The organism is Planctomycetota bacterium (genome assembly GCA_016125255.1).
Classification (GTDB): Bacteria; Planctomycetota; Phycisphaerae; order Phycisphaerales; family Zrk34; genus RI-421.
In genome coordinates this window covers 93,518-117,690 of sequence record WGMD01000026.1, presented here as the reverse complement: position 1 = coordinate 117,690, position 24,173 = coordinate 93,518, and the positions used below count along the sequence as shown (strand labels likewise).

The following is a 24,173-nucleotide window of genomic DNA, read 5'->3' as shown; positions in this document are numbered from 1 at the left end:
CATCGACCTCCCCTGGGAGACGTACTAGACTTTGACGGAGCGTGCCGATGGATCGCGTTCACCTTCAATACGGCTACGACCGCAACAGTAATCGCCTCTGGCGTGAAAACCCCGTGGCGTCGGGCTTCAGTTCGCCGCAGGATCAGCTCTACGCCTACGACCCGATCAATCGCCTGGTGAACATGCAGCGTGGCACGCTCAACGGGGGTCACACGGCCGTGTCTCCCCTGACGTTCGAGCAGCAATGGGGACTCGACGCCGTGGGCAACTGGAATACGTTCGATCAGGACAGTTCCGGGGGCGGCTTCGATCTTGAGCAGACGCGTACGCACAACAAAGTCAACGAGATCACCGACATCGCCGAGACGACCGGCCCGAGCTGGCCCACCCCCGGATATGACGCCGCCGGCAATACGAATGACTTCCCTCAGCCGAACGATCCGACGGCGCGCTATCAGGCCGTCTATGACGCATGGAATCGCCTGGTCAGACTCACCGATCCCGCCACCGGCGACACGATCGCCGAGTACCAGTACGACGGCCTCAACCGCCGGACGATCAAGACGCCTTACGTCTCGAACGTCGCGCAGGACCCGGAGCATCAGTACTACACCGCCAACTGGCAGCTCATCGAAACGCGAAGAGGTGAATCAACGACGCCCGAGTCGCAATACGTCTGGGGCGTTCGCTACATCGACGACCTGATCCTGCGCGATCGGGACACGGATGAAAGTGGTTCCTTCGATGAACGTCTCTACGCTCTTCAGGACGCCAACTACAACGTCAGCGCCGTGATCGACACTTCCGGCGATGTACAGGAACGCTACGAGTACGACGCCTACGGCACCGTGAGCTACTTCAGCGACGACTACACGCCACGCTCATCGAGCAACTACAACTGGACCATCACCTACTGCGCCTACCGACTCGATCCCGACACGGGCCTCTACCTCGTGCGCAACCGCACGTACCACATGGCGCTGGGACGGTGGTTGCAGCGGGATCCGCTGGGGTATGTCGATGGGATGGGGTTGTATGAGTACTGCGTCTCCTGCCCCATTGGTTACATAGACGCTATTGGTACAACTTCAACATCGTGGAAAATTGGTGCTGTCCGAGGCACAATTCAGGTTACGGGTTCTGCTAAGGCTGGTGGTTTAATTACCCTGAACCTATTCGGCAAACCCCATAAGGTAGTGGTGGATGCCAAAGTCCTTCTAAGGGGCCATGGGCTTTCGATTCCCTTCTCCCTCCCGCCCTCGACTGGAGGAACTATCGGCAAATGCAAGTGTCGGACATTGACGTGCAAAAATCTTTCTGCTTTGATAATGATCACCAAATGGCACGGTGCAATTGGTCTTCGAGGGGATTTGCTCGATTCATTCGTCAAAGAATACGCCCCACAAATAGTTGATGCTGAGAAAACATATGTGAGAATTGAAGATATATCAGGAAGTGGAGACTTTTCTGTGGATGGCGGGATTGAGGTTACGCAATGGGATTGTGACAAAGGTGGCGACTTTAATCTCAATCAATGGATACGGGAATATGCTCAGATGCTAGGCGATACATTTGGTCCTTCGATTATCGCCGTCTTGGAGCGATCCCATATCGCGCTGTCCGTGCCATCTGAGTTTTCGTTACACATTCAGATCAACCTCGACGGCTGCGAACTGTTTTGGAAATCGTAGTAGTCTGGAGTGTTGTCCCATGAGAACTACTAGTAGAATGGGATACATTGCGTACCCAATTACATTAGCAATGTTTTATCTTGTTGCTGGGTCGTGTAATTGTATCACCAATGGTCCTTCTGCATTCGGCCATAACAGTGTGAATGGGCCATTGCAATCGACAAAGCCGAACGAATTTCTAAGTTTGCTCATAGTTGAGGTTCTAAAATACAAAGTCCAATATGGAGTCTATCCAAATTCAGTCAGTGATCTTGATCAATACTTGGCTACTCAAAAGAGTGACCTCGATCTAACTAATGTCGAAAGCTTGAAGGTTCTCCCGACCAACGATGACGCCGTGATTGTCAGCTTATATTACAGGGTAGGTTCAAATACTTCAGATCTACACTTACGGGTCGACAATATTCGTATGCTTTTGAATGAAGCCAAAAATTATTCGAATCCGTGACAAGTGATTGGGCACATTAAATGGATCGCGTTCACCTTCAATACGGCTACGACCGCAACAGTAATCGCCTCTGGCGTGAAAATCCCGTGGCGTCGGGATTCAGTTCGCCGCAGGATCAGCTTTACGCCTACGACCCGATCAATCGTCTAACGAACATACAGCGTGGTAACTGCCGATTGTCGGTGGTGACCCCCTCGCGGGATAATTGTGCCAAGGTTACGAGAGAATCGGGCGATGTTGATCCGCGTGCTGGGGCGTAGGGACGTCCGAGCCCGGAGGGCGAGGACCGACCGGAGACTCAGCACGCGGCGCGGCCGGGAACATCCCGGCCGATTCTTCTGTCTGCGTCGCGGCGAAGACCACAAGGGTCTGCCAGTTCAACGAAGAAGCGGTCGGCGGTGATTGTAATCCATTCGCCACTCGTCCAGCACGCAGCGGGCTTCGTCCAGGCTCAGGAACAGCTCGCCGTTGAGCAGTTCGTCACGCAGCTTGCCGTTGAACGATTCGATATACGCGTTCTCCCACGGACTACCCTTGTGAATGTACAGCGTACCGACCGTCGTGCGATCCAGCCAGTGTTGAATCTCATGGGCGATGAACTCCAGACCATTGTCTGAACGGATACATTGCGGCGCTCCGTCGAGGCAAGAAGACGCAGCGTTAGGCCTTGTTGCGATCAATTGTCATGCTCCCGACAGTACTTCCGGTAGCTCTGCAACTGGTTCTTCACAGGACACAGTGGCAGCCCTAGTTGCTCAGCGATTCGACTGCCGGCCAGCCCCTCTTGGCAGAGCCGAATGATTTGTCGCCGCTGATCCACGGTAAACTGGCCAGCTCGGGCGCACAGCAGCCGCCAGGGGATGTCGCCCGGCTGATCAGGGTGCCGCTCGTGCCAGAGGACGTGAGCCCGCTCGATGGTGTATCGACTCACACCAAACCGTTCGGCGATTTCCTCGAACATGACATGCTCATCATGGCGCAGTCGGGCTACCTCGTCGGCGATCTTCTCTGGCGTCGACTCCTCGATCGGCGGGTTGTACTGCTTGAGGTCAGGCGTGTATTCCGTCTCCGCGATGCCATGCTTGCCGTAGCGGTAGGCGGCATAGATTGTCGCGATACTGGTGTCGAAGCGCTTGGCCAGATCGCTCTTCTTGACGCCCGCGTCGATCGCCTTAACGACTTCCTGGGCGATTTCCATGAAGTACGGCACCTTCTGAATGTCCACCTGCGCTTCGACGGGGCATATCCAGTTTCGGCGACATAGGTACTCCAATAGCATGGAATCTGGATAATTCTTTTCCCTGCCAACGTGGGCAAGCAGTGACAACAGATTCGGGCTGAACGACGCGACCCATTTCGCGCCACGCTTGCGACCCGGGATGGCTTCCTGCGTGATCGTGATCCGGCCTGTGAGCATCCGTATCGCCTTTGCGGCCGCGGGAATGTCCTCACTGAGCACGGCTCGCAAGTCCTGAACGTATTGAGCGACCTGAGCCGAATCCAGCGTCATGTCCGCCGGCGGCTCGGCGTTGACGACTTCGGCCGCTCGAATTTCCTTCTGCACGGATTGAAGCTGCCGCTTGTACTGGCCGATGCGGGTGTCATACACATCGAGAATGTCATTGTCCTCAGCCGCCTCGATGCGGGACAGAAGCTTGTCGATCTTTGACTGAAGCCGTCGCGCCTCCGCCCTCTGCGGCTGAACGTCAACCTTGGGCCGCTGGCGTTCCTGCTTGAGATATTCGTTGGCGCTCTTCATCAATCGCTCGAGCGTCTTGTCCGTGATCAGATGGTCGCGCAAATAGCCGAGAAGGGAGTTCTCAATGATCGCCACCGACTTGCTCGAGGTCAGCTTGCAGCCGTGGGCCTTGTGAGGACTATTGGGGCAGTACATGTCCTTGTGTTTGTCAGTGGAGCGGTAGAGCCGAATTTTGTGATCGCAATACCCGCAAACAAGCGTGTGGCAGAATAGCGTTCGCGCCTGGCGCCGTTCCTCCGCGGAAGGCATTTGCGTCGCCCGTCGTGCCCGGCCCTTGAAGTATCGCTTGCGCATCTCAACGTGCCATGCCTTTGGAATGATCGCCAGATCGCGATCAAAATACACACTCCATTCATACCATGGCTTCTTGACACGAATCACCCGGTTCTTCTCGTAGTCCCACTCGGCGACCCATTGGTTGTAAACGAACAACCCGATGAAGGCCGGGTTGATGAGCAGTTTGCGGATCGACTCACAGGTCCATCCGTCGGATCCATCGATCTTCTCCTTGTTGAACTTCTGAGTCATCTGGTAGATCGACCAACCGCCATGCACGATCTTCTCGAACATCTCGTAGACGATCTTCTTCGTCACAGGGTCAAAGGCGCGACCATGCACGGGAAGGCCTTTGCTGTTGTAAATCACCCGGCCATTGGCATCCCGCTTGACGCGCTTGGCGTAGCCCAGCGGCAATTTGCCGATGACCCGGTCCTCCTCCGCGGCGCCCGCAAGCCCGCGGCGAACCCGCTGGCGCTTGTATTTGGTTTCTGAGTAGCTGAAGAGGCTGTACATCTTGACCCGCATGTCCCAGTCTTCGCCGTCGATGCTGAAGCCGTCGACGCCGGTCAGACGCAGTTTTCGACTCTTGCACAAGCCGGCCAATCGCCATGCGTCCTTTTCATCACGCATACCCCGCATGAATTCGTCGATGTATACCGAGTCTGCGTGATATGTTCCCTCCCTCAGGAAGACGATGAATCGCTCAAAGCCCTGACGAACCCCGCGTGTCGCACTTCGGGCATAGTCGCAGTACATGTAGGCTCACGGCACAAAACGTCCATCCGCCTTCGCTTTGCGGAGGATGTTCCGGGCCTGGTCGATGATGGAGGTCGTCTGCGAAGTTTCGGCGCTGTAGCGCGGGTACATCATGCCGAACCCCGCCACCAATCCATGAAAGGGCGCGGGGTCGAACGTGGCGGACTGCTCACCCATATGAATTCGACGATAAGACTCGGCCATGGCCTTCGTCACCGCGGCCTTCGGCTCAGGCAACAGTCCTCTATCCGCCAGGTCGGGCCAGTGCTCACGCTGCATCTGAAGGTAAGCGCCGGCAAACCGCATCAACTCTTCTTCATCAGGCAAGCCAAGCTCCTCCGTTCGCCGCCGTCGCCGCCGCGGAGCCCGAGGGACAAGATCCGGATCGTGTTCCGTCGCGGGTGGGATTTCGTGAGGCGACGCAGAGTCCACGCTTGACTGAAACTTGACTGAAATCAAATCCAACTTGGCCGAATCAGACCCAGCGTCCGGACCCTCCGAATTCTCGCTAAGTGCCGCTGTCGGCTCGTCGTTCCCAACCATCTCCAACTTGCCCGAATCATCCGTAAAACGCGATGATCCATCCGTGGGCTTTTTCTTGCGCTCGCGTCTGTGACCCATTGCCCATTCGCACCGGCGCGCCCGCCCCTCGGTATTTTGACTCTCCTGTGCGCCTTCGTTTCTGCGCTGGAATCGGGGATTTTATCGCAGTTTCGCTGCATCACGCGCGCACCGGGCGATCCTGTGCGCATCGGCGCGGAAACCGTGACGTGCCTGTGCGCGATCGAATAAGGACTTACATCATCACGTGCGCACCGCCGCGTCCGATGTGCCAGCCCCGTGCGCCAAATGCGCCGCGCCGGTGCGCCAAGTGGGTGAAATGCCCCAATCGCTCCGCCCGTCTCGCCGCGGGCTTCCGCATTGAGGCCAACCTCACAAATACCGATCCACCACGCGCGCCGCCAGCTTCTCCAAAAGCGCCGCCGCCTCGCTCATCGCCCGCCGCGGCGGCACCGTCGGACTCACCAGCGTGTGATATGCAGCCAGTCCGTGATCGAGCGTCAGCGCCGCATCGTCGGCCGCGGCGCCGACGAGCGCCATCGTCGGCACGCCGTATTTACCCGCCGCGCCGGCGATGCCCAGACAGACCTTGCCCGACAGCGACTGGCCGTCGAGTCGCCCCTCGCCCGTGATGACCAGCTTCGCATCGCGCACGCGCTCATCGAAATGCACCGCATCCAGCACAAGGTCGAGCCCGCGCTCAAGTTTCGCGCCGGCGAAGGCGACGAGGCCGAAGCCCAACCCCCCCGCCGCGCCCATGCCCGGCGACTGCGCATCAACACTCGGCAACAACAACGCCAGATGCGCCAACCCCGCCTCCAGCGCCTTGACCTGCCCCGGCGTCGCGCCCTTCTGAGGCCCGTACACCGCCGCCGCGCCATCCGGTCCCGTCAGCGGATTGGTCACATCGCACGCCGCGACGATCGACACGCCGGTGAGTCGAGCGTCACGACCGCTTGCATCCACATGCCCGATGCGGCTCATCTGCCCGCCCGTCATCGGCGACGACGCACCGACAAACCGGTAGCCCAGCGCCTCAGCCATGCCGGCCCCGCCATCGGTGGTCGCGCTGCCGCCGATGCCGAGAATGATTTTCGTCGCCCCGCTGTCGACGGCGGCGAGGATCAGTTCGCCGACGCCGCGCGTGGTCGTGTGCATCGGATTGCGCAGCGTGGGGGGCACGAGCGCGAGCCCCGCCGCCTGCGCCATTTCGATCACCGCCGTGTGCCCGTCGCCGAGCATGCCCCATGTCGCTTCGACCGCCTCGCCCAGCGGGCCGGTCACGCGGGTTTGCCGCAGCGTGCCGCCGGTGGCGTGGACCAGTGCGTCAACGGTGCCTTCCCCGCCGTCGGCGACGGGGCACAGGTCGATTTGAGCATCGGGGCGGACCCGGTGGACGCCCGCCGCGATGGCCTGCGCCGCGGCATGGGCGGTGAGCGATTCCTTGAACTTGTCGGGCGCGACGAGAATCTTCATGAACTTCATCAAAGAGGCGAACCGGGGAGCGCAGGGGTCGTCTTTATAGTAGTCTTGCTCCGAGCCGTTGCCGCATTTATAGTGTAGGGACGGATTTGGGCGCGTTAAAGTCATGCAGGAGACGCTTATGTTCGATGCACGCACGTGGGCCGGTCGCCTGAGCTTGCTGGTGGTGCTGACGCTGGGATGGACCGGCGCAGCGTCGGCGAGACAGGTGACGGTGGTGCTCAAGGATGGTCGCCAGGTGCGCGGCGAGCTCGTCGCCGACAATCCCTCGTCGGTGGTCATCAACGTCGCGGGCATCGAAACGACCTTCCCGCGGACGCAGGTCGCGCAGGTCAACGTCGTGCTGAGTCTCGCGGAGGAATTCCAGCAGAAGCGGGCGGCGATCGAGGACACGAACTACGACGCCCGCTTCGACCTGGCCCGCTGGGTCTACGATCACAAGACCGCCGAGGCGTACAAGCTGTCGCTGGCGGAACTCAACAGCATCATCGACGCCAAGCCGGACTATCAGAAGGCCAAGCTGCTGCGCGATGTGGTGATGGAGCGGATGAAGCTGGAGCCGACGACCGGGACCAAGCCCGAGCCGACGACGCCGACCGGCCCCAAGCCCGAGCCGACGCCGACCGAGCCGGGCGAAAAGAATCTGCTCACCAAAGATCAGATCAACCTCGTCCGCGTCTACGAAGTGCAGCTCGCCAACAAGCCCCGCATCGCGCAGCTTGCGCCCGATGTCGTGGCGGAGCTTTACAAGAACTATCGCGACAATCCGAATTTTCAGCCGTACCTTGGCCGCGACGGTGAAGCGAAGTTCAAGAACCTTCAGGGCTACGAGCAGCTCAAGGTGCTCTTTGACCTGCGCGCCCGCGAACTCTACGAAAAGGTGCAGATCCGCGAGGAACCCGAAACGCTTCAGGACTTCCGCACCAAGATCCACCCCACCTACGTCGTCCGCTATTGCGGCCGGTGCCACACGCAGGGCAAAGCGCCCGGCCTCGATCTCTACACCCAGTCCGTCAGTTCCGATCCCGTCATCTATACGAATCTGCTGATCCTCCGCCGCACGATGGTCGGCCCCTTCTCGATCATCAACAAAACCGAACCCGCCAAGAGCACCTTCCTCCAGTTCGGACTCCCCGAAAAAGACGCCATCACGCCGCATCCCAAAGTCCCCGGCTGGCGGCAGTTCTTCACCGGCCCCAGCGACCCGCGTTACACCGAGATGGTCAAGTGGATCGGCAGCTTGTATGGCGAGTCGCAGGACTACCCGATCGACTTCAGCCCGCCGGTCCCGCCCAAGCCCGCGACTCCGCCCGCCGCGCCCGCGCCTGAAAAAACCAGTGCCGTGCCGGACGGAAAGTGATATACTGTCGGTCCTTGAACTCCTTGTCCCCCGCAACCCATCTGAGGCGTCGGCCTTGAAGAGCTTCATCACCATCCTTGCCGTGTCCGTTCTGCTCTGTGCCTGCTCGCAACGTGACGACAACAAGCAGCAGGTCGATGCCGGTCGGAAATTCAACAAGGCCTTCGAGGAACTGGCCAAGGCCGAGTCCGGCACGCGGCAGGAAAAGCGCGACGCCGACTCGCCGCCCATCGAGGAGTATCGCCAGGCCAAGCTCCAGGCCGCCGCCAATGAACTCAAGCCCCTGACCTCGACCGGCCGGGGCGCCCAGCAGCTCGCCGCCCGGAATCTCATCGCCGAAACCAGCGCGTCCAAGGCCCGTCTGCTCGCCCGCGATGCGGTGTTGGCGTGGACCGATCAGACGCCCCTGGCGTCGGAGCTGATCTCCGATGCGTCGAGCATCCGCATGGCGCGCGTGATCGCCACCGAGAACGGCAAGGTGGACATGACCGCTTACCTCGCCGACCTCCGCAAGCAGGAGCAGGACCTGGTCGCGCAGCAGGAATCGCTCAACGGTCAGGTCGCCGAGCTTCAGAAATCCGTCGAGGACATGCGGGCGCAGGCGCAGGACCTCAACGACAAGCGCATGAAGAAGGCCGCCGAGGCCGACGAACTGAGCCGCAAGGCCTTCAAGGCCGAGGGCCAGATGCAGTATGACCTGTACGTGCAGGCCGCCGGCGCGACGCGCGAGGCGGACAAGCTGACCGCCGACGCCGACCTGATCACCGCGAAGCTGTCGGTGGATCATGCGAAACTGCGCGTGGCGCAGAAGCAGGTGGAGCACAGCGGCATTCTGCTGGGCGAAGTGCGCGACGCGATCAAGCAGGCGCAGCAGCGCGGCACCGACGTCGCCAAGCTCGCCTCCGACTCGCAGGAGCGGGCTGAGAACCTCACCAAGAAATTCGACGAGCAGTTCAAGTCATTCGTGAGCACGCAGGCCGACAAGATCGACGCGGTGTTCGCCGAGTCGATGAAGAACTATGACGATGCGGTCAACGGGCTCACGACGGCGTCGGGCGTCGCGCCGCAGGCGTCCAAGTCGCTGGCGGACCTCGAACTGGCCGGTCTGCGTGCGGAGATGGGTCAGGTGCTCCATCAGCAGTCGGTCATCGACGCGACGTACCTCGATCTGCTCAAGTCGCTGGGTGAGTCCGTGTCGTCGACGCTGCCCGATCGCGCGACCGCGCTGACCGAAGCGCAGACCGCCGCCGAGGCACGGGCCAACAAGGCCAAGGACGCCGCCAAGGACGCCCTCGTCACCGCCGCCGAGACGCTTCAGAAACTCACCGAGGCCTCCGACAAGGAGGTGCAGCGCACCGCCCTGGGCCAGCTCATTCAGGTCAACCTCTCGCTGGGCTCCGTGACCGGCAACACCGAGTACAACGACTCTGCGACCAAACTCCGCAGCCAGCTTCATCAGCTCGACTGATCATGGCGTGATGTGACGATCGGATGCACATCGCAATATCACCACATTGCCATTTCACCACTTCGATTCGCCCACGGCCATACAATTGACCGCCATGGAATCTTCGTCAACATCCCGCGCCGTCGTCCTCCTCTCCGGCGGGCTCGACAGCGCGACCGCGCTGGCCATCGCCATCGAGGCGGGCTTCACGCCGGCGGCGCTGTCCTTCGACTATGGTCAGCGGCACCGTCACGAACTGACCGCCGCCGCCCGGCTCGCCGCCGCCATGAACGTCGCCGATCATCGCACCGCACGCATCGACCTGCGCGCCTTCGGCGGGTCCGCGCTGACCGCCGACATCGACGTGCCCAAGGACCGCGATGAATCGCAGATGGCGCATGGCATCCCCATCACCTATGTCCCCGCCCGCAACACGATCTTTCTCAGTTACGCCCTCGCCCTCGCCGAGGTGATCGGCGCCGCGGACATCTTCATCGGCGTCAACGCCGTCGATTACTCGGGCTACCCCGACTGCCGGCCCGAATACATCCGTGCGTTCGAGAAGATGGCCAACCTCGCCACGCGCGCCGCCGTCGAAGGGCACATCAAGCTGACCGTTCATACCCCGCTCATCGACCTGCCGAAAATCGAAATCATCCGCCGCGGGCTCGAACTGGGCGTCGATTATGCGCTGACGCATTCGTGTTACGATCCGCACAAAGACGGCCGGCCGTGCGAACATTGCGACGCCTGCCTGCTGCGCCAGCGGGCGTTTGAGCAACTGGGCATGATCGACCCCGTGTTGACGGGCGGTGCGCGATGAGCACGCTCGCCGTCAACGAAATCTTCTTCTCGATTCAGGGCGAAAGCACATGGGCCGGGCTGCCGTGCGTGTTCGTCCGGCTGATGGGTTGTCATCTGCGCTGCGGATACTGCGACACGGAATATGCGTTTCACGAAGGCGTGAAGCGCTCGCTCGATGACATCCTCGCCGACGTGTCGCGCCGCGGCGGGGCGTGCCGGCTCGTCGAAATCACCGGCGGGGAGCCGCTGCTTCAACCCAATGTCCATCCGCTCATGTCGCATCTCGCCGACGCCGGCTACACCGTGCTGATCGAAACCAGCGGCGCGTGCGACATCAGCCCATGCGACCCGCGCGTCATCCGCATCATGGACCTCAAAACCCCCGGCTCCGGCGAAGTCGAACGCAACCTCTGGTCGAATGTCGAGCATCTGACATCGCGCGATGAAGTGAAATTCGTGCTCGCCAGCCGGGCCGACTACGAATGGGCGCGCGAGGTGATCCGCCGCTACGATCTGGCGACACGTGTTCATTCCGTGCTTGTCAGCGCCGCGCACGAAATGCCGCCGACCGCCGAACTGCCCGGCTGCGAGGGGCTGAACCTGCGCGAGCTTGCCGAGTGGGTGCTCGCCGACAACTTGCCCGTCCGCATGCAGACCCAACTTCACAAACTCATCTGGTCCCCCACCGCCCGCGGCGTCTAGTGCCGCATGCGGCTTGGCGCTCTTCTGGTTCCCCTCATGAAAGTCCACCTCACCAAATCCTTCTCCTTCGAAGCCGCTCACTGGCTCCCGACGTTTCCCGAAACGCACAAGTGCCGCCGCATGCACGGCCACAGCTTCCGCGTCGACGTCGTCGTCAGCGGCGATGTCCCTGAATCGCAGGGTTACCTGATCGACTACGGCGACATCAAGCAGGCCATCGCCCCCGTCGAAAAGCAGCTCGACCATTACCTGCTCAACGAAATCCCCGGCCTCGAAAACCCGACCGCCGAAAACCTCTCCCGCTGGATCTGGGACAAACTCAAGCCCGCCCTGCCGATGCTCTCCTGCATCCGCGTCCACGAAACCTGCACCAGCGCCTGCGAATACCACGGCGAATGAACCCGACCGCCGACACGCTCAAACAACGCGCCCGCGAACTGGGCTTCGCGCTGTGCGGCATCGCCGAGGCGCGGCCCTCTGATCATGCCGCCGAACTTCACGCATGGCTCGCCGCCGGCAAACATGGCGACATGACGTGGCTCGCAACAAACATCGAAACACGCATCGACCCCGATCGACTACTTCCGGGGGCGAAGTCCGTGATCAGCGTCGCCGACTACTTCGGGCCGGGTGATCGCGCCGACTCCGAAACACACACCGCGCGTTATGTCGATTTCGATGACTATCACAAAGTCATGAAGAAGCGGCTTCATCAGTGGTGCGACGAACTATCGCGCGACCGGCCCGAGCATCAGTTCCGAGCGTGCGTCGACACGGCGCCGATGCTCGAGCGCGAGTTCGCCATGCGGGCCGGCCTCGGGTGGGTCGGCAAGAACACGCTGCTGATTCATCCGCGACTCGGGTCGCACCTGATGCTCGGCGAGATTGTCACGACGCTCGACCTTCCCGCTGACGCTTGCGAGGGGGATCACTGCGGCACATGCACGCGATGCATCGACGCCTGTCCGACGGATTGCATCACGCCCTATTCCGTCGACGCTTCGCGCTGCATCAGCTATCTGACCATCGAGCATCGCAGCGCGATCGATCCCGCCCTGCACGAAGCGATCGGCGACTGGCTCTATGGCTGCGACATCTGTCAGGACGTGTGCCCATTTAATAAGCGGCTCGATCAGGCCCCGGTGCACGAAAGCTACGGCGTCCCCCGCGCGGCGATCGATGCAAGTGATGTGCTCCACTGGCGCGAAGAGGATCGGCGGGCTGTCTTCACGCGCTCGGCCATGAAACGCGCCAAGCTCGATCAGATGAAGCGCAATGCCCTGATTGTCATCACGAACCGACCGCCCGGTAACCATGTCGCCGCGCTCGAAGCCCGGCTTCAGAGCATCGCGGACGATGCGAATGAAGCCCCGCTCGTCCGGGAAACCGCCCGTCAATGTTTTTTTCGTTTGACGGCTCCAAGAAATCCCGCACAATAGCCGATAATTTGACGGACGCTGTCCCCTAGAAAAGGCACGGAGGCCTCATGCTGCCGCATTCCATCTCCGCCGTTCTGACACTCGCCTCCGCCGGCTCGGAAGTCCCGGATGTCGCGCTGTACTGGGCGCTGCCCTTCGTCGCGCTGCTCGGCTGCATCGCCGTCATGCCGCTCGTCGCCGGACACTTCTGGCACAAGAACTATCCGTACGTCTCCGCCGCGCTGGGCGCGCTGACGGCGATCTACTACCTGGTGTTCCTGACGGTCGACGGCGAGCACGCCCCGGCGCGACATGCCTGGCTTCACGAGATGCAGGAGTACGTGAGCTTCATCGCCCTGCTCGGTTCACTGTTCATCATCTCCGGCGGCATCAAGATCGACATCCGACGCCGCGCCGTGCCCATCACCAACGTCCTGGTCCTGCTCATCGGCGCCGTCGCCGCCAACGTCTTCGGCACCACCGGCGCCGCCATGCTCCTGATCCGACCTTTCATCCGCATCAACAAGGCCCACATCAAGGCCTACCACGTCGTCTTCTTCATCTTCCTCGTCGCCAACTGCGGCGGATCGCTCACGCCCATCGGCGACCCCCCGCTCTTCATGGGCTACCTCAAGGGCGTTCCCTTCTGGTGGGTGCTCGAAGCGTGCTGGCCCATGTGGATCACCGCCTGCGGCCTGCTGCTGATCGTCTTCTTCGTCATCGACACGATGAACGCCAGGAAATTCGAGCGGGCGCATCCGGAAGATGCGACGGGCAAGTCCGCCGTGGGCATCTCGGGGCTGCACAATTTCCTGTGGATCGGCCTCGTCCTTATCGCCGTGTTCCAGGAAGGCGTGTTCGAAACCGGCTTCTCGCTGCACGCCCTCTGGTCCCGCGAAGTGCTGATGGTGCTCGCCATCGTCGGCTCGCGCCTCATGACCCGCAAGGAAATCTACGACGCCAACGAGTTCAGCTACGAGCCCATCCGCGAAGTCGCCCTGCTGTTCATCGGCATCTTCTCGACGATGGTCCCCGCCCTCAACTGGCTCTATCACAACTCCGAAAAGATGCCGCTGCATTCAGCGGTGCAGTATTATTTCGTGACCGGATCACTCTCGGCCGTGCTGGATAATGCGCCGACGTACCTGGTGTTCCTCGAAACCAAGCGCGGCAACATCGACAAGCATTACGAAGCGGAGCTGGGCGCCGTCCGATTCGTCGCCGAGAAGCGCGGCAAGGGCGAAACCGCCAGTGATGAAGAGATCGAGACTGCGCTGAAGGCCCACCCCGCCGAACCCGAAGCCGGCGACATCAAGGACTCCGTCGCCGAGGTCCGCGCCGCCGTCGAGTACCTGGAGAAGTTCCACCCCGATGAACTGAAGCGCGGGCAGATCTCCGACGACGAAATCAACCTCGCCTTCCTGATCGGGCATCCGATCATGGGCCTGTACATCGTCGCCATCAGCGTCGGCGCCGTCTTCTTCGGCTCGCTGACCTACATCGGCAACGGCCCGAACTTCATGGTCAAATCCATCGCCGAATCCTCCGGCGTCGCCATGCCCAGTTTCTTCGGCTACATCCTCCGCTTCTCCCTGACCGTCGCGCTACCCATCTACATCATCGTCGCCGTCGTCTTCTTCATCCTCAAGCTCGGCGTGTAGCACCCCCGCGCGCCAGCTCCCCCAAGCCGCGGGCTGAGGCCGCCGAAGTCCCGGATGCGTTTGATCACGCATCACCAAAAATCGTCGGCACATCCCGCGCTCCATGCAACACGCGCACCACATCGATGCCGTCGTCCATCGGCATATAGAACACCACATACGGCTCGATGACATAACTGCGCAGCGCCGGCATCAACTCATCGCGTGCGCGACCGCTCAACGGATGTTCCGCACACTGCCGCAGCCGTGCCGCGATCGTGTCCAAAAAAGCATCCGCCCGGTCCCGACTGTCGGAGGCGATGGAGAGCCAGATTTCGATAAGGTCGTCTTCGGCCTTGGGACGACGATGCACATGCGCCATGACTCACACCTTTTTGGCGCGCTCGTGACGTTTGCGGGCTTCGGATTTGATCTTTTGCATGTCCAAAGGAGTCGCCGCACCGCTCGCGACGCCTTCGTTGATCGCCGATTTGAGATTGGACGACTGTTCGTGTCTGTCCAGCAGGCGCAATCCTTCCTGGATAACTTCGTCCGCAGACCGATACCGCCCCGTCGCAATCTTCTCCGCGACGAGCCGCTCCATTTCAGGTGTCAACGAAACATGCATGATGGCGTTCCTTTGACGACGCGGCGTCTACGCGATCGAGGCATTATAGCTTTCCCCAAGCCGCGGGCTGAAACCGCTGATGCGCCGGATTTCGCGCTATAATCCGCCATGTCCAAACGCATCGTCATCGGCATCAGCGGGGCCAGCGGGGCGGCGTACGCGCAGCGTGTGATCCAACTGCTTGTTGAAGCAAGCTGCCAGGTGCATCTGGTCGTCTCGCCGCTGGGGCAGCGGCTTTTGCACGACGAACTGGGCATGGAAGGCGTGAACCTCGCCGCGCTCGCCGGCCGCGAGCCGCACGGCATCACGTATCACAATTACCGCGATGTCGGCGCTCCGATCGCTTCGGGCTCGTTCCGCCACGACGGCATGATCGTCGTGCCCTGCTCCAACAATTCGCTGTCCGCCATCGCCACCGGCCGCAGCGACAATCTGCTGCACCGGGCGGCGAACGTCGCGCTCAAGGAGCGGTTGCCGCTCGTGCTGGCGCATCGCGAGATGCCGCTGAGCATGGTGGAGATTCGCAACATGGCCGCCGCCACCGAAGCCGGGGCGATCATCGCGCCGACGAATCCGGGCTTTTACATGTTGCCGGCGCGCATCGAGGACCTCGTCGACTTCGTCGCGGGCCGGCTGCTCGATCTGGTCAACGTCCCGCACGCGCTCAACACGCGCTGGACCGACTCTCCCGCCAATTTCCGATCCGAATCGGGCGATTGAGGCAATCGAATCCGGATGACACGTCGTTATGCTTTCGCACGGATTGACGCGTCGAATCGATGAGGAATCCCCCATGCGAATGAAGCTCTCGACCGTTGTCCTCCTGCTGGTCTGTACGACGTTGACGCACGCGGCGGATCGGCCCAATATTCTCTGGATCACGTGCGAGGACATCAGTCCGTACCTGGGATGTTACGGCTACAAGCAGGCGCGGACGCCGAATCTCGACAAGCTGGCGAGCGAAGGGTTTCGCTACACGCATGCGTACTCCAACGCGCCGGTCTGCGCGGTGGCGCGATCGACGCTGTTGACGGGGATGTACGCGTCGACGATCGGCACGGAGCACATGCGCTGCACCACGCAGCTTCCGGAGGTGATCCCGGCTTACCCGAAGCTGCTGCGTGCGGCGGGCTACTACTGCACGAACAACGTCAAGAAGGACTACAACTCCAACTACGAAACGGACGCCTCGCTCTGGGACGCGTCGAGCCAGAAGGCCCACTGGAAAAACCGCAAGCCGGGTCAGCCGTTTTTCGCGGTGTACAACATTCTTGTGACGCATGAAAGTCAGCTCAGTCCGGGGGCGATCAAGAAGTACGTCGCCGCCGGGGACATTCCCAAGGAGCCGCGCGTGCATCCGGCGGATGTCCAGTTGCCGCCGTATCATCCGGACCTGCCGGCGATCCGCGAAGACTGGGCGCGCTTCGATGATCTGATCACGCTCATGGACCGCATCGTCGGCGAGCAGCTTCGCGCGCTTGACGAGGCGGGCGTGGCGGAGGACACGATCGTGTTCTTCTATTCCGATCACGGCGGCATGCTCTCGCGCTCCAAGCACTACATCTACAACACCGGCGAGCAGGTCCCCCTGATCATCCGCGTGCCGGAGAAATGGAAGCGGTTCGCGCCCGGCGCCCCCGGCAGCGCGATCGATCGGCCGGTCAGTTTCGTGGATTTCGCCAAGACCGTGTTGCGATTGGCGGGCGCGGAGCCGCCGAAGGTGATGCAGGGTTCGTGTTTTCTCGGGCCGGATGCGGACCCGGCGCCCGAGTATGTGCATCTGTATCGCGATCGGATGGGCGAGCGCTACGACACGAGCCGGGCGGTGACGGACGGGCATTTTTATTTCATCCGCAATTTCATGCCGCATCGCCCGCTGGCCTATGACTCGCGGTATCCGTACACGGTGCAGACGAACTGGAACGCGCTGGCGGACGCTTACGAAGCGGGCAAGTGCAATGCGATTCAGTCGCGCTTTTTCGAGCCGAAGGCGACGGTGGAGTTTTACGATACGGATCGCGATCCGTGGCAGGTCAACGATCTGTCGCACGATGCGGCGGGTCGCCAGCGCATGGAGCGGATGGCGGCGGAGGTCGATCGGTGGATGATCGACACGCACGACACGGGGTTGATTCCCGAAGCGATGTGGAGCCAACTGATCGGCCCGGACAAGGCGCATGCGACGATTTATGAATATGCTCAAAGCGATGCGTATCCGATCGAGCGCATCCTCGCCGCGGCCAAGAGCGCCGGCGACGGCGATCGCGACAAGCTGGGCGACTACCGGGCGATGATGAGGGATGAACATCCGGTGATGCGCTACTGGGGCGCGTACGGGCTTTTCCTCGTGCGAACGAGCGATGAACAGACGCAGGCGGCGCTGCGGGACATGATGATGCACGATGCGTATGCGGCGAATCGGCTCATGGCGGCGCAGGCGCTGGGGCGGTGCGGCGATGCGGAGGCGGCGTTCGAGGCGATCAAGCGCGAGGCGACGCATGCGACGGACGGATACGTCCTGCTGACGGCGCTGAACGCTTTTCAATACAGTCACACCGATGACCGGCTGACGCAGGCGGATTGGCGGGAGTACGGCAAGATGATCCCGAAAAAGTCCCGCGATTTTGATGCACACGGGTATGAGTACGCGGGGCGCATGATCGACGATGCACTGGCGATCTGGCCCAAGCGCCGCCCGGTGGATTAATCTGATTGAAATCCGCCGCGTTTTTTGCAGCGGCGTCCCGGCGGGCGTCGATCAATGGGGTATGCCGATTGATATCGAAACACTCCGCCGTTATCGCAGGTCTGTGTTCATCGAAACCGGGACGTACATGGGCATGACGGTGCAGAAGGCGCTGGACGTCGGCTTCGATCGCGTGATCAGCATCGAGATCGACCCGGGCATGCACGCGCAGGCGAAGGCCAAGTTCGCCGGCGAATCGCGTGTCGAACTGCTGTTGGGCGACACGCTGGCGCATCTGCCGGCGATTCTCGCGTCGCTCGATCAACCCGCCACGTTCTGGCTCGACGCGCATCGCTCCGGCCCGCTCACCGGCGGCGTCGTGCCCTACCCCGTGCTCGGCGAACTTCAACTCATCGCCAGTCATCCGATCAAGGACCATGCCATCCTCATCGACGACCGCCGGCTGATTCCGACGGAGTGGCGCATGAACGAAGCGGATGTGCACACGGCGATCAGGCGCATCAATCCTTCGTATCAGATCAGCTACGAGCCGGGCATCGTGCCCAATGACATCATCGCGGCGCGCGTCGCCTGACTGCGCGGACGGGCGATGTCGCATCAGTCCGACGCGACGATGTCGTAGTCTTTGACTTTCTTGTTGAGCGTGTTGCGGTTGATGCCCAGGAAGTCGGCGGAGCGCGTTTTGACGCCGCCGTTGCGCTCCAACGCGCGGGCGATGAGCTGCTTTTCGATTTCGCCCACGACGAGGTTCCACACCTCGCCCTCGCGCATCCCGTATTCCTCGATCGCCTGCTCGCTGAGCTTGCGGGCGAGCGATTCGATCGTCTCCGCCTGCTGCTTGTCGCGGCCCTGATGCACGAACATCCGCATCGACATGGGCAGCAGGTCTTCCGTGAACTCCTCGCCCTGACAGAGCACGACGGCGCGCTCGATGGCGTTCTCCAGCTCGCGGACGTTGCCGGGCCAGGGGTAACGCATGAGCGAATTCATCAGCTCGCGGCTGAGCTTGCGGAGATTGCGCCCGTTTTCCGAGTTGTACTTGTCGAGGAAGTGATCGATGAGCAGCGGAATGTCCGCCCGGCGGTTCCGCAGCGACGGCAGATAGATCGTCACGACATTGAGGCGATAGAAAAGGTCCTCGCGGAAATGCCCCTGCCGCACTTCGTCGGCAAGGTCGAGGTTCGTGGCGGCGATGACGCGGACATCGCACTTGATCGTGCGGGGGTCGCCGACACGTTCGAACTCGCGTTCCTGAAGGACGCGCAGCAGCTTGACCTGCATGGACGTGTCCATCGTGCCGATTTCATCGAGGAAAATCGTGCCCCCGTCCGCGGCTTCGAAGCGGCCTTCCTTGTCGCGGATGGCGCCGGTGAAGGCGCCTTCGACGTGGCCGAACAGTTCGGATTCGAGCAGCGACTCGGTCAGGGCGCCGCAGTTGACGCGGATGAACGGCTTGTCGCGCCGGGGGGAGTTGTAGTGAATGGCTTTGGCGATCAGCTCCTTGCCCGTGCCGGACTCGCCGAGGAGGAGCACGGTGGCGCGGCTGGCGGCGACCTGGCCGACGGTGGCGAGGACGTCCATCATGGCGGGGCTGGTCCCGATGATGTTCTCGAAGCGGTACTTGCTGCGCAGATTTTCGCGCATGCGCTGAATCTGCTCGAGCAGTTCGGTCTTCTCGATCTTCACGAGCTGATTGATGTGCAGGGCCTGCGAGATGTTCCCGGCGATGATGGTGATCAGGCGGGCGTCGCCGGCGAGCGTGGCGTCGTCGTTGTAGGGCTTGGTGACGGTCATGGCGCCGATCGAGGCGTCGGCGACTTTGATGGGCACGCAGATGAAGGACCACTTTTCGCTGGCGGGAATCTTGCCCAGCACGCCCGTGCGATCAAGGAACTCCGACTCGCGGGCGATGTCGGCGACGAATCGCGGCTGACCGGACTGCACGACCTTGCCGGTGATGCCCTCGCCGACCTTGTACTGCCCGAGGTGGCGTTCCTGCTCGCTGAGCCCGATGGAGGCCACGATGCGGAGCCGCTCTATGGACTCATCCTGCAACACCAGCGCCGCCCGGCGAATCCCCAACTGGCGCTCCAGCAGAGCCATCACCTGCCCAAAAAGATCCTCGACATCCAAGCTGCTGCCAAGAATCTCGCTAATCTGTTCAAGGATCGTTATTTCCTGTTCGCGTCTATCCATGCGTGCATAATATCTGAGCATGTTTTAATAGTCAATGCACAAATATTAGGGCTTTCCATATATGGCGTGCCCAAGATGAGATTTTTGTAAGGATGTTTGGGATAGCCACCAAGCCGCCAAGGATACCAAGAGGAGAGGTGAGTGCTCAATACAGACGGGCATGCCTTGATAAGGTCGGCGCTTGGGGGATTGCGATTTACAGAGCGCCGAGCCGCATCCCCGACTTGTCGCTGCGGCACAGCGTGGCTACACTACCTGTCTTTGCCCCATGCAGGAGCCCGGACCCATGATCGAAGCGATCAAGAGCGACGAAATCATCCGCAAGGTCGGCGGCCGATTCAAACTGACCGCCCTCATTCAGCGCCGCTGGCAGGAACTGCTCGAAGGCGCCCGCCCGCTTATCGAGCGCGAAGGCCGTAATGACCTGGAGCTGGCGATTGCGGAGATTCTCGCGGAGAAGATCACGATCGATTACACGGCTTCGGACGTGACCGATCCGGGCACTGCGCTGAAGTAATTCGAGCCGCGTGCGGATGGTGATGTGAGCACACCCACTGCGATCTCGGGCAAGCGTCTGGTCGTCGCCGTCACCGGCGGCATCGCATGCTATAAATCCTGCACACTGGTAAGCCGCCTCGTTCAAGCGGGCGGCGAGGTCTCCGTGCTGATGACCGAAGCGGCGACGCATTTCGTCGGCCCGCTGACGTTCGAGTCACTGTCGGGGCGGCCCGTGTACGTGTCGCAGTGGCAGCAGAACGAGAATCGCGATTCGCAGCACATCGCACTGGCGCGACAGGCGGACCTGATGGTCATCGCGCCCGCCTCGACGAACACGATCGCCAAACTCGCGGCGGGCCTCTGCGATAATGTCGTGACCACCGTCGCCGCCGCCCTGCCGCGCACGACGCCGCTGCTCATCGCTCCGGCCATGAACGAACAGATGTGGGAGAACCCGATCACACAGCGCAACGTCGCCACGCTGCGCGATGTGCTTCATGTGCACATCGTCGGCCCCGACGCCGGGTGGCAGGCCTGCCGCACGAAGGGCGCGGGACGCATGAGCGAACCGGAAGCGATTCTCGAAGCGACCGCCCGACTTTTGACGCACCCATCAAGCCACGATCACGCCACGCAGGCGTAGCGCTCTCATGTCATGCGACGCTGTGAACATCAGCACGGCAAGAGCGTCCCCAATGCGATGACCTGCCTGCAATGAGCCGACTGTACGTGATGATTTCGGATGATCTGCGCCATCGGCGGAGCGGGCGTCAAAGACCGATATAGCGGCTGTACAAGCTTCGTGCGACGGCCGGGTCGGCGGTGCCGTGCACGATCGCCCGGCCGTCGGAAAAAAGCGTCAACTGATAATCGCGCCCGTGCTCGGCGAGGTCCGCCCGCAGCAGGTATTCGTTGCGCATCACGCGCCCGTGCGAGGCGAGGCGCGTGGCCATCTGCGGCAGGTCGATCGCGCTGTCGGCGCGGTCGGCGGTGATCTGCACGGCGTTTCGCCCGCACAGACTGGCGACGCCCGAACCGCGGGCGCCGTCAAGGTGATCGAATCGCTTAAGGGCGCAGCAAGGGCAATCGGGCAGCGGTTCGCCGACGTTCATCGACTTGAAAGTGTTGTGCCAGAGGTCGATCGACACCATCGCCGGCGCGATGCGGCCTTCGTTGCCCGTGAGCAGTTTGATTGCTTCGGCGGCCTGCATGGCGGCGATCAGCGATGTGATCGGCCCGAGCACGCCGCGCGTGTCGCATGTTTCCGTCACGCCCGCCGGCGGCGCATCGTCGAACAGGCACCGCATGCACGGACGGCCCGGCATGAGCGTGTACACCATGCCGCGCGTCCCCACCGCCCCGCCGTAGACATACGGCTTGCCGAGTTTGACCGCGACATCGTTGAGCAGGAAGCGCGTCTGAAAATTGTCCGTCCCGTCGAGCAGCACATCGACGTCGCGCGAAAGCCGCACCGCATTCGCCGGCGCATAGTCAGCGACGACGGCGTCGAGCGTCACCTGGCTGTTGATCGCCGCCAGCCGGCGCTTCGCCGCGGCGGCCTTGGGCAGACCTTCCCGTGCATCCGACTCGTCGTAAAGCGTCTGGCGCTGAAGATTCGTCAGCTCCACCAGATCGCGATCCACCAGCACGAGTCGCCCGATGCCCGCCCGCACGAGCAGTTCGGCCAGCGTGCTGCCCAGCGCTCCGCAGCCCACCAGCAGCGCGGACGCCGCGCGCAGCCGCGCCTGGCCGGCTTCGCCGATTTCCGATAGCAGCATCTGGCGGTGATAGCGGGAAAAGTCGCTCACTTCTTGGCCGGTTCCTGACCCGAGACGTACCCGATCAGCTCCTCATCCTGTTTGTGCTCGAAGATGCGGCCGATGGCGGTGACTTTGACGGTGCCGACGTTGGCGAGCGTGATATCCTCGGGCATGGGGTTATTGAGCTTCTTGAGCCGCTCGATCTCGGCGAGCAGCCGCGTGCGCAGGGCCGGCGTCATCACTTCCTTGCTGTCCTTGTTGAGCCGCACATCCGTGACGAGCGATTTCATCGCCGCCTTGTAGCGCATGTCGCCCGCCATGAACCGCGCCTCCGCGTCCATCAACCGCGCCTGAATCCGCAGCCCGCCCTCCTGCGGTATCTCCGCCATCACCGCATCGCGAAATTCGATCGCCGGCTGATTGAGCGACGCGACCTCGTTCACCGACAATTCATACGCACTGATCAATTCGCGAATCTTGTCCTTGTACTGCTCCATCGCCGTCTTCTCGGCGGCGGCGAACACCTTGGCCTGCTGCGGCGTGAACGGCGGGCGCGGCAGAAGCTCAGGCAGGTTCGAGACGATCTGGCCCAGATCGCGCTTGTCCGCCTGCGAAATGTTCGGCTGATAGCTGAGCAGTTGCCACTTGACGTAGCCGTCGATCGGCCCCATCCGGTCCCACCGCCGGCCCATCGCCTTGATCACCTGATCGCCTTCGATCATCGTGTTCGTCTCGATGGCGTAATTGGATGTCTTGCGCGGAAACACCTTGAGTTCACGCAGCTTTTTGCGACATTCGTTGACCAGCTCGCGGCAGGCCTCCTCGACGCGGATCGGCTTGAACTGCCCCGCCGCCGGCGGAGGCGCTTCGCCGCCCGCGCCTTCCTTGGGCTTGTCCTCCGCATGCGCGATCCCCATGAGCAGTACGACCGTCAACACCAACGCTGTCCTGACAACTTGTTTCATTCGGCTTGCCTCGTTACTTGGTCGCGCCCCCGGTCGGGGCCTTGAGTTGCTGCATGACGAACTGCGCGTCATTGGCCGGAATCGCCAGCACCTGGCGCTCGTAGCCGAACACGCCCTTGCGGTCCGCGGTCACGGCGGTGATGACGCTCGTCTTCATCTGCCCCAGCGTGTCGGCCCACTGAGTCAGCGTCTGCCGCACGGCGGGGTCGAGGGTCTGATCGGCCGCGAGCGTTCGGCTGGCTTCGGCGAGGCGGTTCATCGCCTGTTCGTACGTCGGGTCGCCCGCCGCCAGCCGGTCGCGCACATCCTTGAGCATCACCGCCATACGCACGCCCCCTTCCGTCGGCAGCCGCTCCACCAGCGCTTCGCGATAGGCATGCACCGGCGCGTTGGCGGCGTTGACGGTCGCCTTGGCCACCGCGAGCTGCTGATTGACCTGCCGGACGAAGCGCTCGATGGTCGCCACGCCTTCGACGTCCAGCACGCTCCCGCCGTTGACGACGCCCATCTTCGGATCGAACGCCACGACGCCGTCGCCGACGACCGGATCCAGATCGCGTACATACGAGGTCTGCTGGCCGAAGAACATGAACTGACGCACCATGCCCCCGTTGCCCCCGCCGGTCGCCGACGTGCCCGCCTGCACGGCCGGCTGCGGCGCGTCGAGCGGCTTGGGCATCATCGACACGACGCGATTGACCGTCGCCGCGTCCGCCTTCGCCAGATCGGGCGCGAAGCTGAGCAGTTGCCATTTGATGTAACCGTCGATCGTCGGATTGTTGTTGAGCTTGCGGGACAGCGCGGTGATGACCTGATCCGAGGGCACGGCCCAGTTCTTCTCGGCGGCGAAGTTGCATTCGCTGCGCGGCCAGGCGTGGTCCTTCCTCCAACTGTCCTGCACTTCGTGATTGAGCGCCGAGATGGCGACCGAAATGCTCGTCACGCGCGGCACCGGCAGCGCTGCCGGATCATCGGCGGCGAACACGCCGACCGTGCAAACGAGCACCACCGCCGCGGCGATGAGCGTGACGGATTGAATCGCGTTGCGGTCCACCACGGAAACATTGTAGCG

The 24,173-nt window shown here is 62.1% G+C and carries 23 protein-coding genes; 13 read left to right on the top strand and 10 right to left on the bottom strand.

All coding sequences use genetic code 11. The annotated features are described in order from the left end of the window. Positions 1–47 precede the first annotated feature (47 nt). On the top strand, positions 48–1,691 hold the full coding sequence (locus tag GC162_17530) for a hypothetical protein (protein MBI1370440.1): 1,644 nt from the start codon (positions 48–50) through the stop codon (positions 1,689–1,691). 825 nt (positions 1,692–2,516) lie between these two features. On the opposite strand, the gene GC162_17525 is transcribed toward GC162_17530, so the two are convergent. The 4 genes from GC162_17525 to GC162_17510 all read right to left on the bottom strand — a co-directional run bounded on the left by GC162_17525 (position 2,517) and on the right by GC162_17510 (position 7,273). After that, the gene (locus GC162_17525; protein ID MBI1370439.1) at positions 2,517–2,819 is read right to left on the bottom strand and encodes a transposase; all 303 of its coding nucleotides are present in this window, start codon (positions 2,817–2,819) and stop codon (positions 2,517–2,519) included. Beyond that, the gene (locus GC162_17520) at positions 2,816–4,933 is read right to left on the bottom strand and encodes a hypothetical protein (protein ID MBI1370438.1); all 2,118 of its coding nucleotides are present in this window, start codon (positions 4,931–4,933) and stop codon (positions 2,816–2,818) included. The genes GC162_17525 and GC162_17520 overlap by 4 nt, the downstream gene beginning before the upstream one ends. A gap of 6 nt (positions 4,934–4,939) precedes the next feature. Beyond that, on the bottom strand, positions 4,940–5,260 hold the full coding sequence (locus GC162_17515; protein MBI1370437.1) for a hypothetical protein: 321 nt from the start codon (positions 5,258–5,260) through the stop codon (positions 4,940–4,942). 606 nt (positions 5,261–5,866) lie between these two features. Continuing rightward, complete coding sequence (locus GC162_17510) at positions 5,867–7,273, bottom strand: glycerate kinase (GenBank protein MBI1370436.1); 1,407 nt, start codon at positions 7,271–7,273, stop codon at positions 5,867–5,869. Between GC162_17510 and GC162_17505 the strand changes: the two genes are divergently transcribed. The 7 genes from GC162_17505 (at position 7,251) to GC162_17475 (ending at position 14,368) form a co-directional block, all read left to right on the top strand. Then, positions 7,251–8,336: a hypothetical protein gene (locus tag GC162_17505; GenBank protein MBI1370435.1), complete on the top strand. Its 1,086-nt coding sequence runs from the start codon at positions 7,251–7,253 to the stop codon at positions 8,334–8,336. The two genes, GC162_17510 and GC162_17505, sit on opposite strands and share 23 nt — an antisense overlap. A gap of 55 nt (positions 8,337–8,391) precedes the next feature. Then, positions 8,392–9,804 (top strand): hypothetical protein, encoded by a 1,413-nt coding sequence (locus tag GC162_17500; protein MBI1370434.1) that lies wholly within the window; start codon positions 8,392–8,394, stop codon positions 9,802–9,804. A 94-nt stretch (positions 9,805–9,898) separates the two neighbouring features. Then, entirely contained in the window at positions 9,899–10,606 is a 708-nt protein-coding gene (gene queC / locus GC162_17495; GenBank protein MBI1370433.1) for a 7-cyano-7-deazaguanine synthase QueC, read from the top strand. Next, entirely contained in the window at positions 10,603–11,289 is a 687-nt protein-coding gene (locus tag GC162_17490; protein MBI1370432.1) for a radical SAM protein, read from the top strand. The genes queC and GC162_17490 overlap by 4 nt, the downstream gene beginning before the upstream one ends. A 36-nt stretch (positions 11,290–11,325) precedes the next feature. After that, entirely contained in the window at positions 11,326–11,688 is a 363-nt protein-coding gene (gene queD / locus GC162_17485; GenBank protein MBI1370431.1) for a 6-carboxytetrahydropterin synthase QueD, read from the top strand. Continuing rightward, positions 11,685–12,728 (top strand): tRNA epoxyqueuosine(34) reductase QueG, encoded by a 1,044-nt coding sequence (gene queG / locus GC162_17480; protein ID MBI1370430.1) that lies wholly within the window; start codon positions 11,685–11,687, stop codon positions 12,726–12,728. Before queD ends, queG begins: the two co-directional genes overlap by 4 nt. A 1,046-nt stretch (positions 12,729–13,774) precedes the next feature. Continuing rightward, positions 13,775–14,368 carry a hypothetical protein gene (locus tag GC162_17475; GenBank protein MBI1370429.1) on the top strand — a complete coding sequence of 198 codons (594 nt, stop codon included), beginning with the start codon at positions 13,775–13,777 and terminating at the stop codon, positions 14,366–14,368. Between the two features lie 64 nt (positions 14,369–14,432). Here the strand turns inward: GC162_17475 and GC162_17470 are convergent, their stop codons facing one another. Both GC162_17470 and GC162_17465 read right to left on the bottom strand, forming a co-directional pair. Next, entirely contained in the window at positions 14,433–14,729 is a 297-nt protein-coding gene (locus GC162_17470; GenBank protein ID MBI1370428.1) for a type II toxin-antitoxin system RelE/ParE family toxin, read from the bottom strand. 3 nt (positions 14,730–14,732) lie between these two features. Next, entirely contained in the window at positions 14,733–14,975 is a 243-nt protein-coding gene (locus tag GC162_17465; protein ID MBI1370427.1) for a type II toxin-antitoxin system ParD family antitoxin, read from the bottom strand. Positions 14,976–15,083: 108 nt separating this feature from the next. Between GC162_17465 and GC162_17460 the strand changes: the two genes are divergently transcribed. The 3 genes from GC162_17460 (at position 15,084) to GC162_17450 (ending at position 18,256) form a co-directional block, all read left to right on the top strand. Next, positions 15,084–15,695 (top strand): UbiX family flavin prenyltransferase, encoded by a 612-nt coding sequence (locus GC162_17460; protein MBI1370426.1) that lies wholly within the window; start codon positions 15,084–15,086, stop codon positions 15,693–15,695. A 28-nt stretch (positions 15,696–15,723) separates the two neighbouring features. Further along, positions 15,724–17,682, top strand: coding sequence for a sulfatase-like hydrolase/transferase (locus GC162_17455; GenBank protein ID MBI1370425.1), 1,959 nt, complete (start codon positions 15,724–15,726; stop codon positions 17,680–17,682). A gap of 61 nt (positions 17,683–17,743) precedes the next feature. Beyond that, positions 17,744–18,256, top strand: coding sequence for a hypothetical protein (locus tag GC162_17450; GenBank protein ID MBI1370424.1), 513 nt, complete (start codon positions 17,744–17,746; stop codon positions 18,254–18,256). A gap of 23 nt (positions 18,257–18,279) precedes the next feature. Here the strand turns inward: GC162_17450 and GC162_17445 are convergent, their stop codons facing one another. Then, a complete protein-coding gene (locus GC162_17445; protein MBI1370423.1) occupies positions 18,280–19,899 on the bottom strand; it encodes a GAF domain-containing protein in 1,620 nt (539 codons plus the stop codon). Between the two features lie 265 nt (positions 19,900–20,164). Between GC162_17445 and GC162_17440 the strand changes: the two genes are divergently transcribed. Both GC162_17440 and GC162_17435 read left to right on the top strand, forming a co-directional pair. Beyond that, positions 20,165–20,395, top strand: a complete 231-nt coding sequence (locus GC162_17440; GenBank protein ID MBI1370422.1) for a DNA-directed RNA polymerase subunit omega — start codon at positions 20,165–20,167, stop codon at positions 20,393–20,395. Positions 20,396–20,419: 24 nt separating this feature from the next. Beyond that, the gene (locus tag GC162_17435; GenBank protein MBI1370421.1) at positions 20,420–21,019 is read left to right on the top strand and encodes a hypothetical protein; all 600 of its coding nucleotides are present in this window, start codon (positions 20,420–20,422) and stop codon (positions 21,017–21,019) included. A gap of 127 nt (positions 21,020–21,146) precedes the next feature. Here the strand turns inward: GC162_17435 and GC162_17430 are convergent, their stop codons facing one another. The 3 genes from GC162_17430 to GC162_17420 are packed head-to-tail and all read right to left on the bottom strand — an operon-like array spanning position 21,147 to position 24,158. Further along, positions 21,147–22,154: a thiazole biosynthesis adenylyltransferase ThiF gene (locus GC162_17430; GenBank protein MBI1370420.1), complete on the bottom strand. Its 1,008-nt coding sequence runs from the start codon at positions 22,152–22,154 to the stop codon at positions 21,147–21,149. 26 nt (positions 22,155–22,180) lie between these two features. Then, entirely contained in the window at positions 22,181–23,101 is a 921-nt protein-coding gene (locus tag GC162_17425; GenBank protein MBI1370419.1) for a hypothetical protein, read from the bottom strand. Positions 23,102–23,114: 13 nt separating this feature from the next. Then, positions 23,115–24,158: a hypothetical protein gene (locus tag GC162_17420; GenBank protein MBI1370418.1), complete on the bottom strand. Its 1,044-nt coding sequence runs from the start codon at positions 24,156–24,158 to the stop codon at positions 23,115–23,117. Positions 24,159–24,173 lie beyond the last annotated feature (15 nt).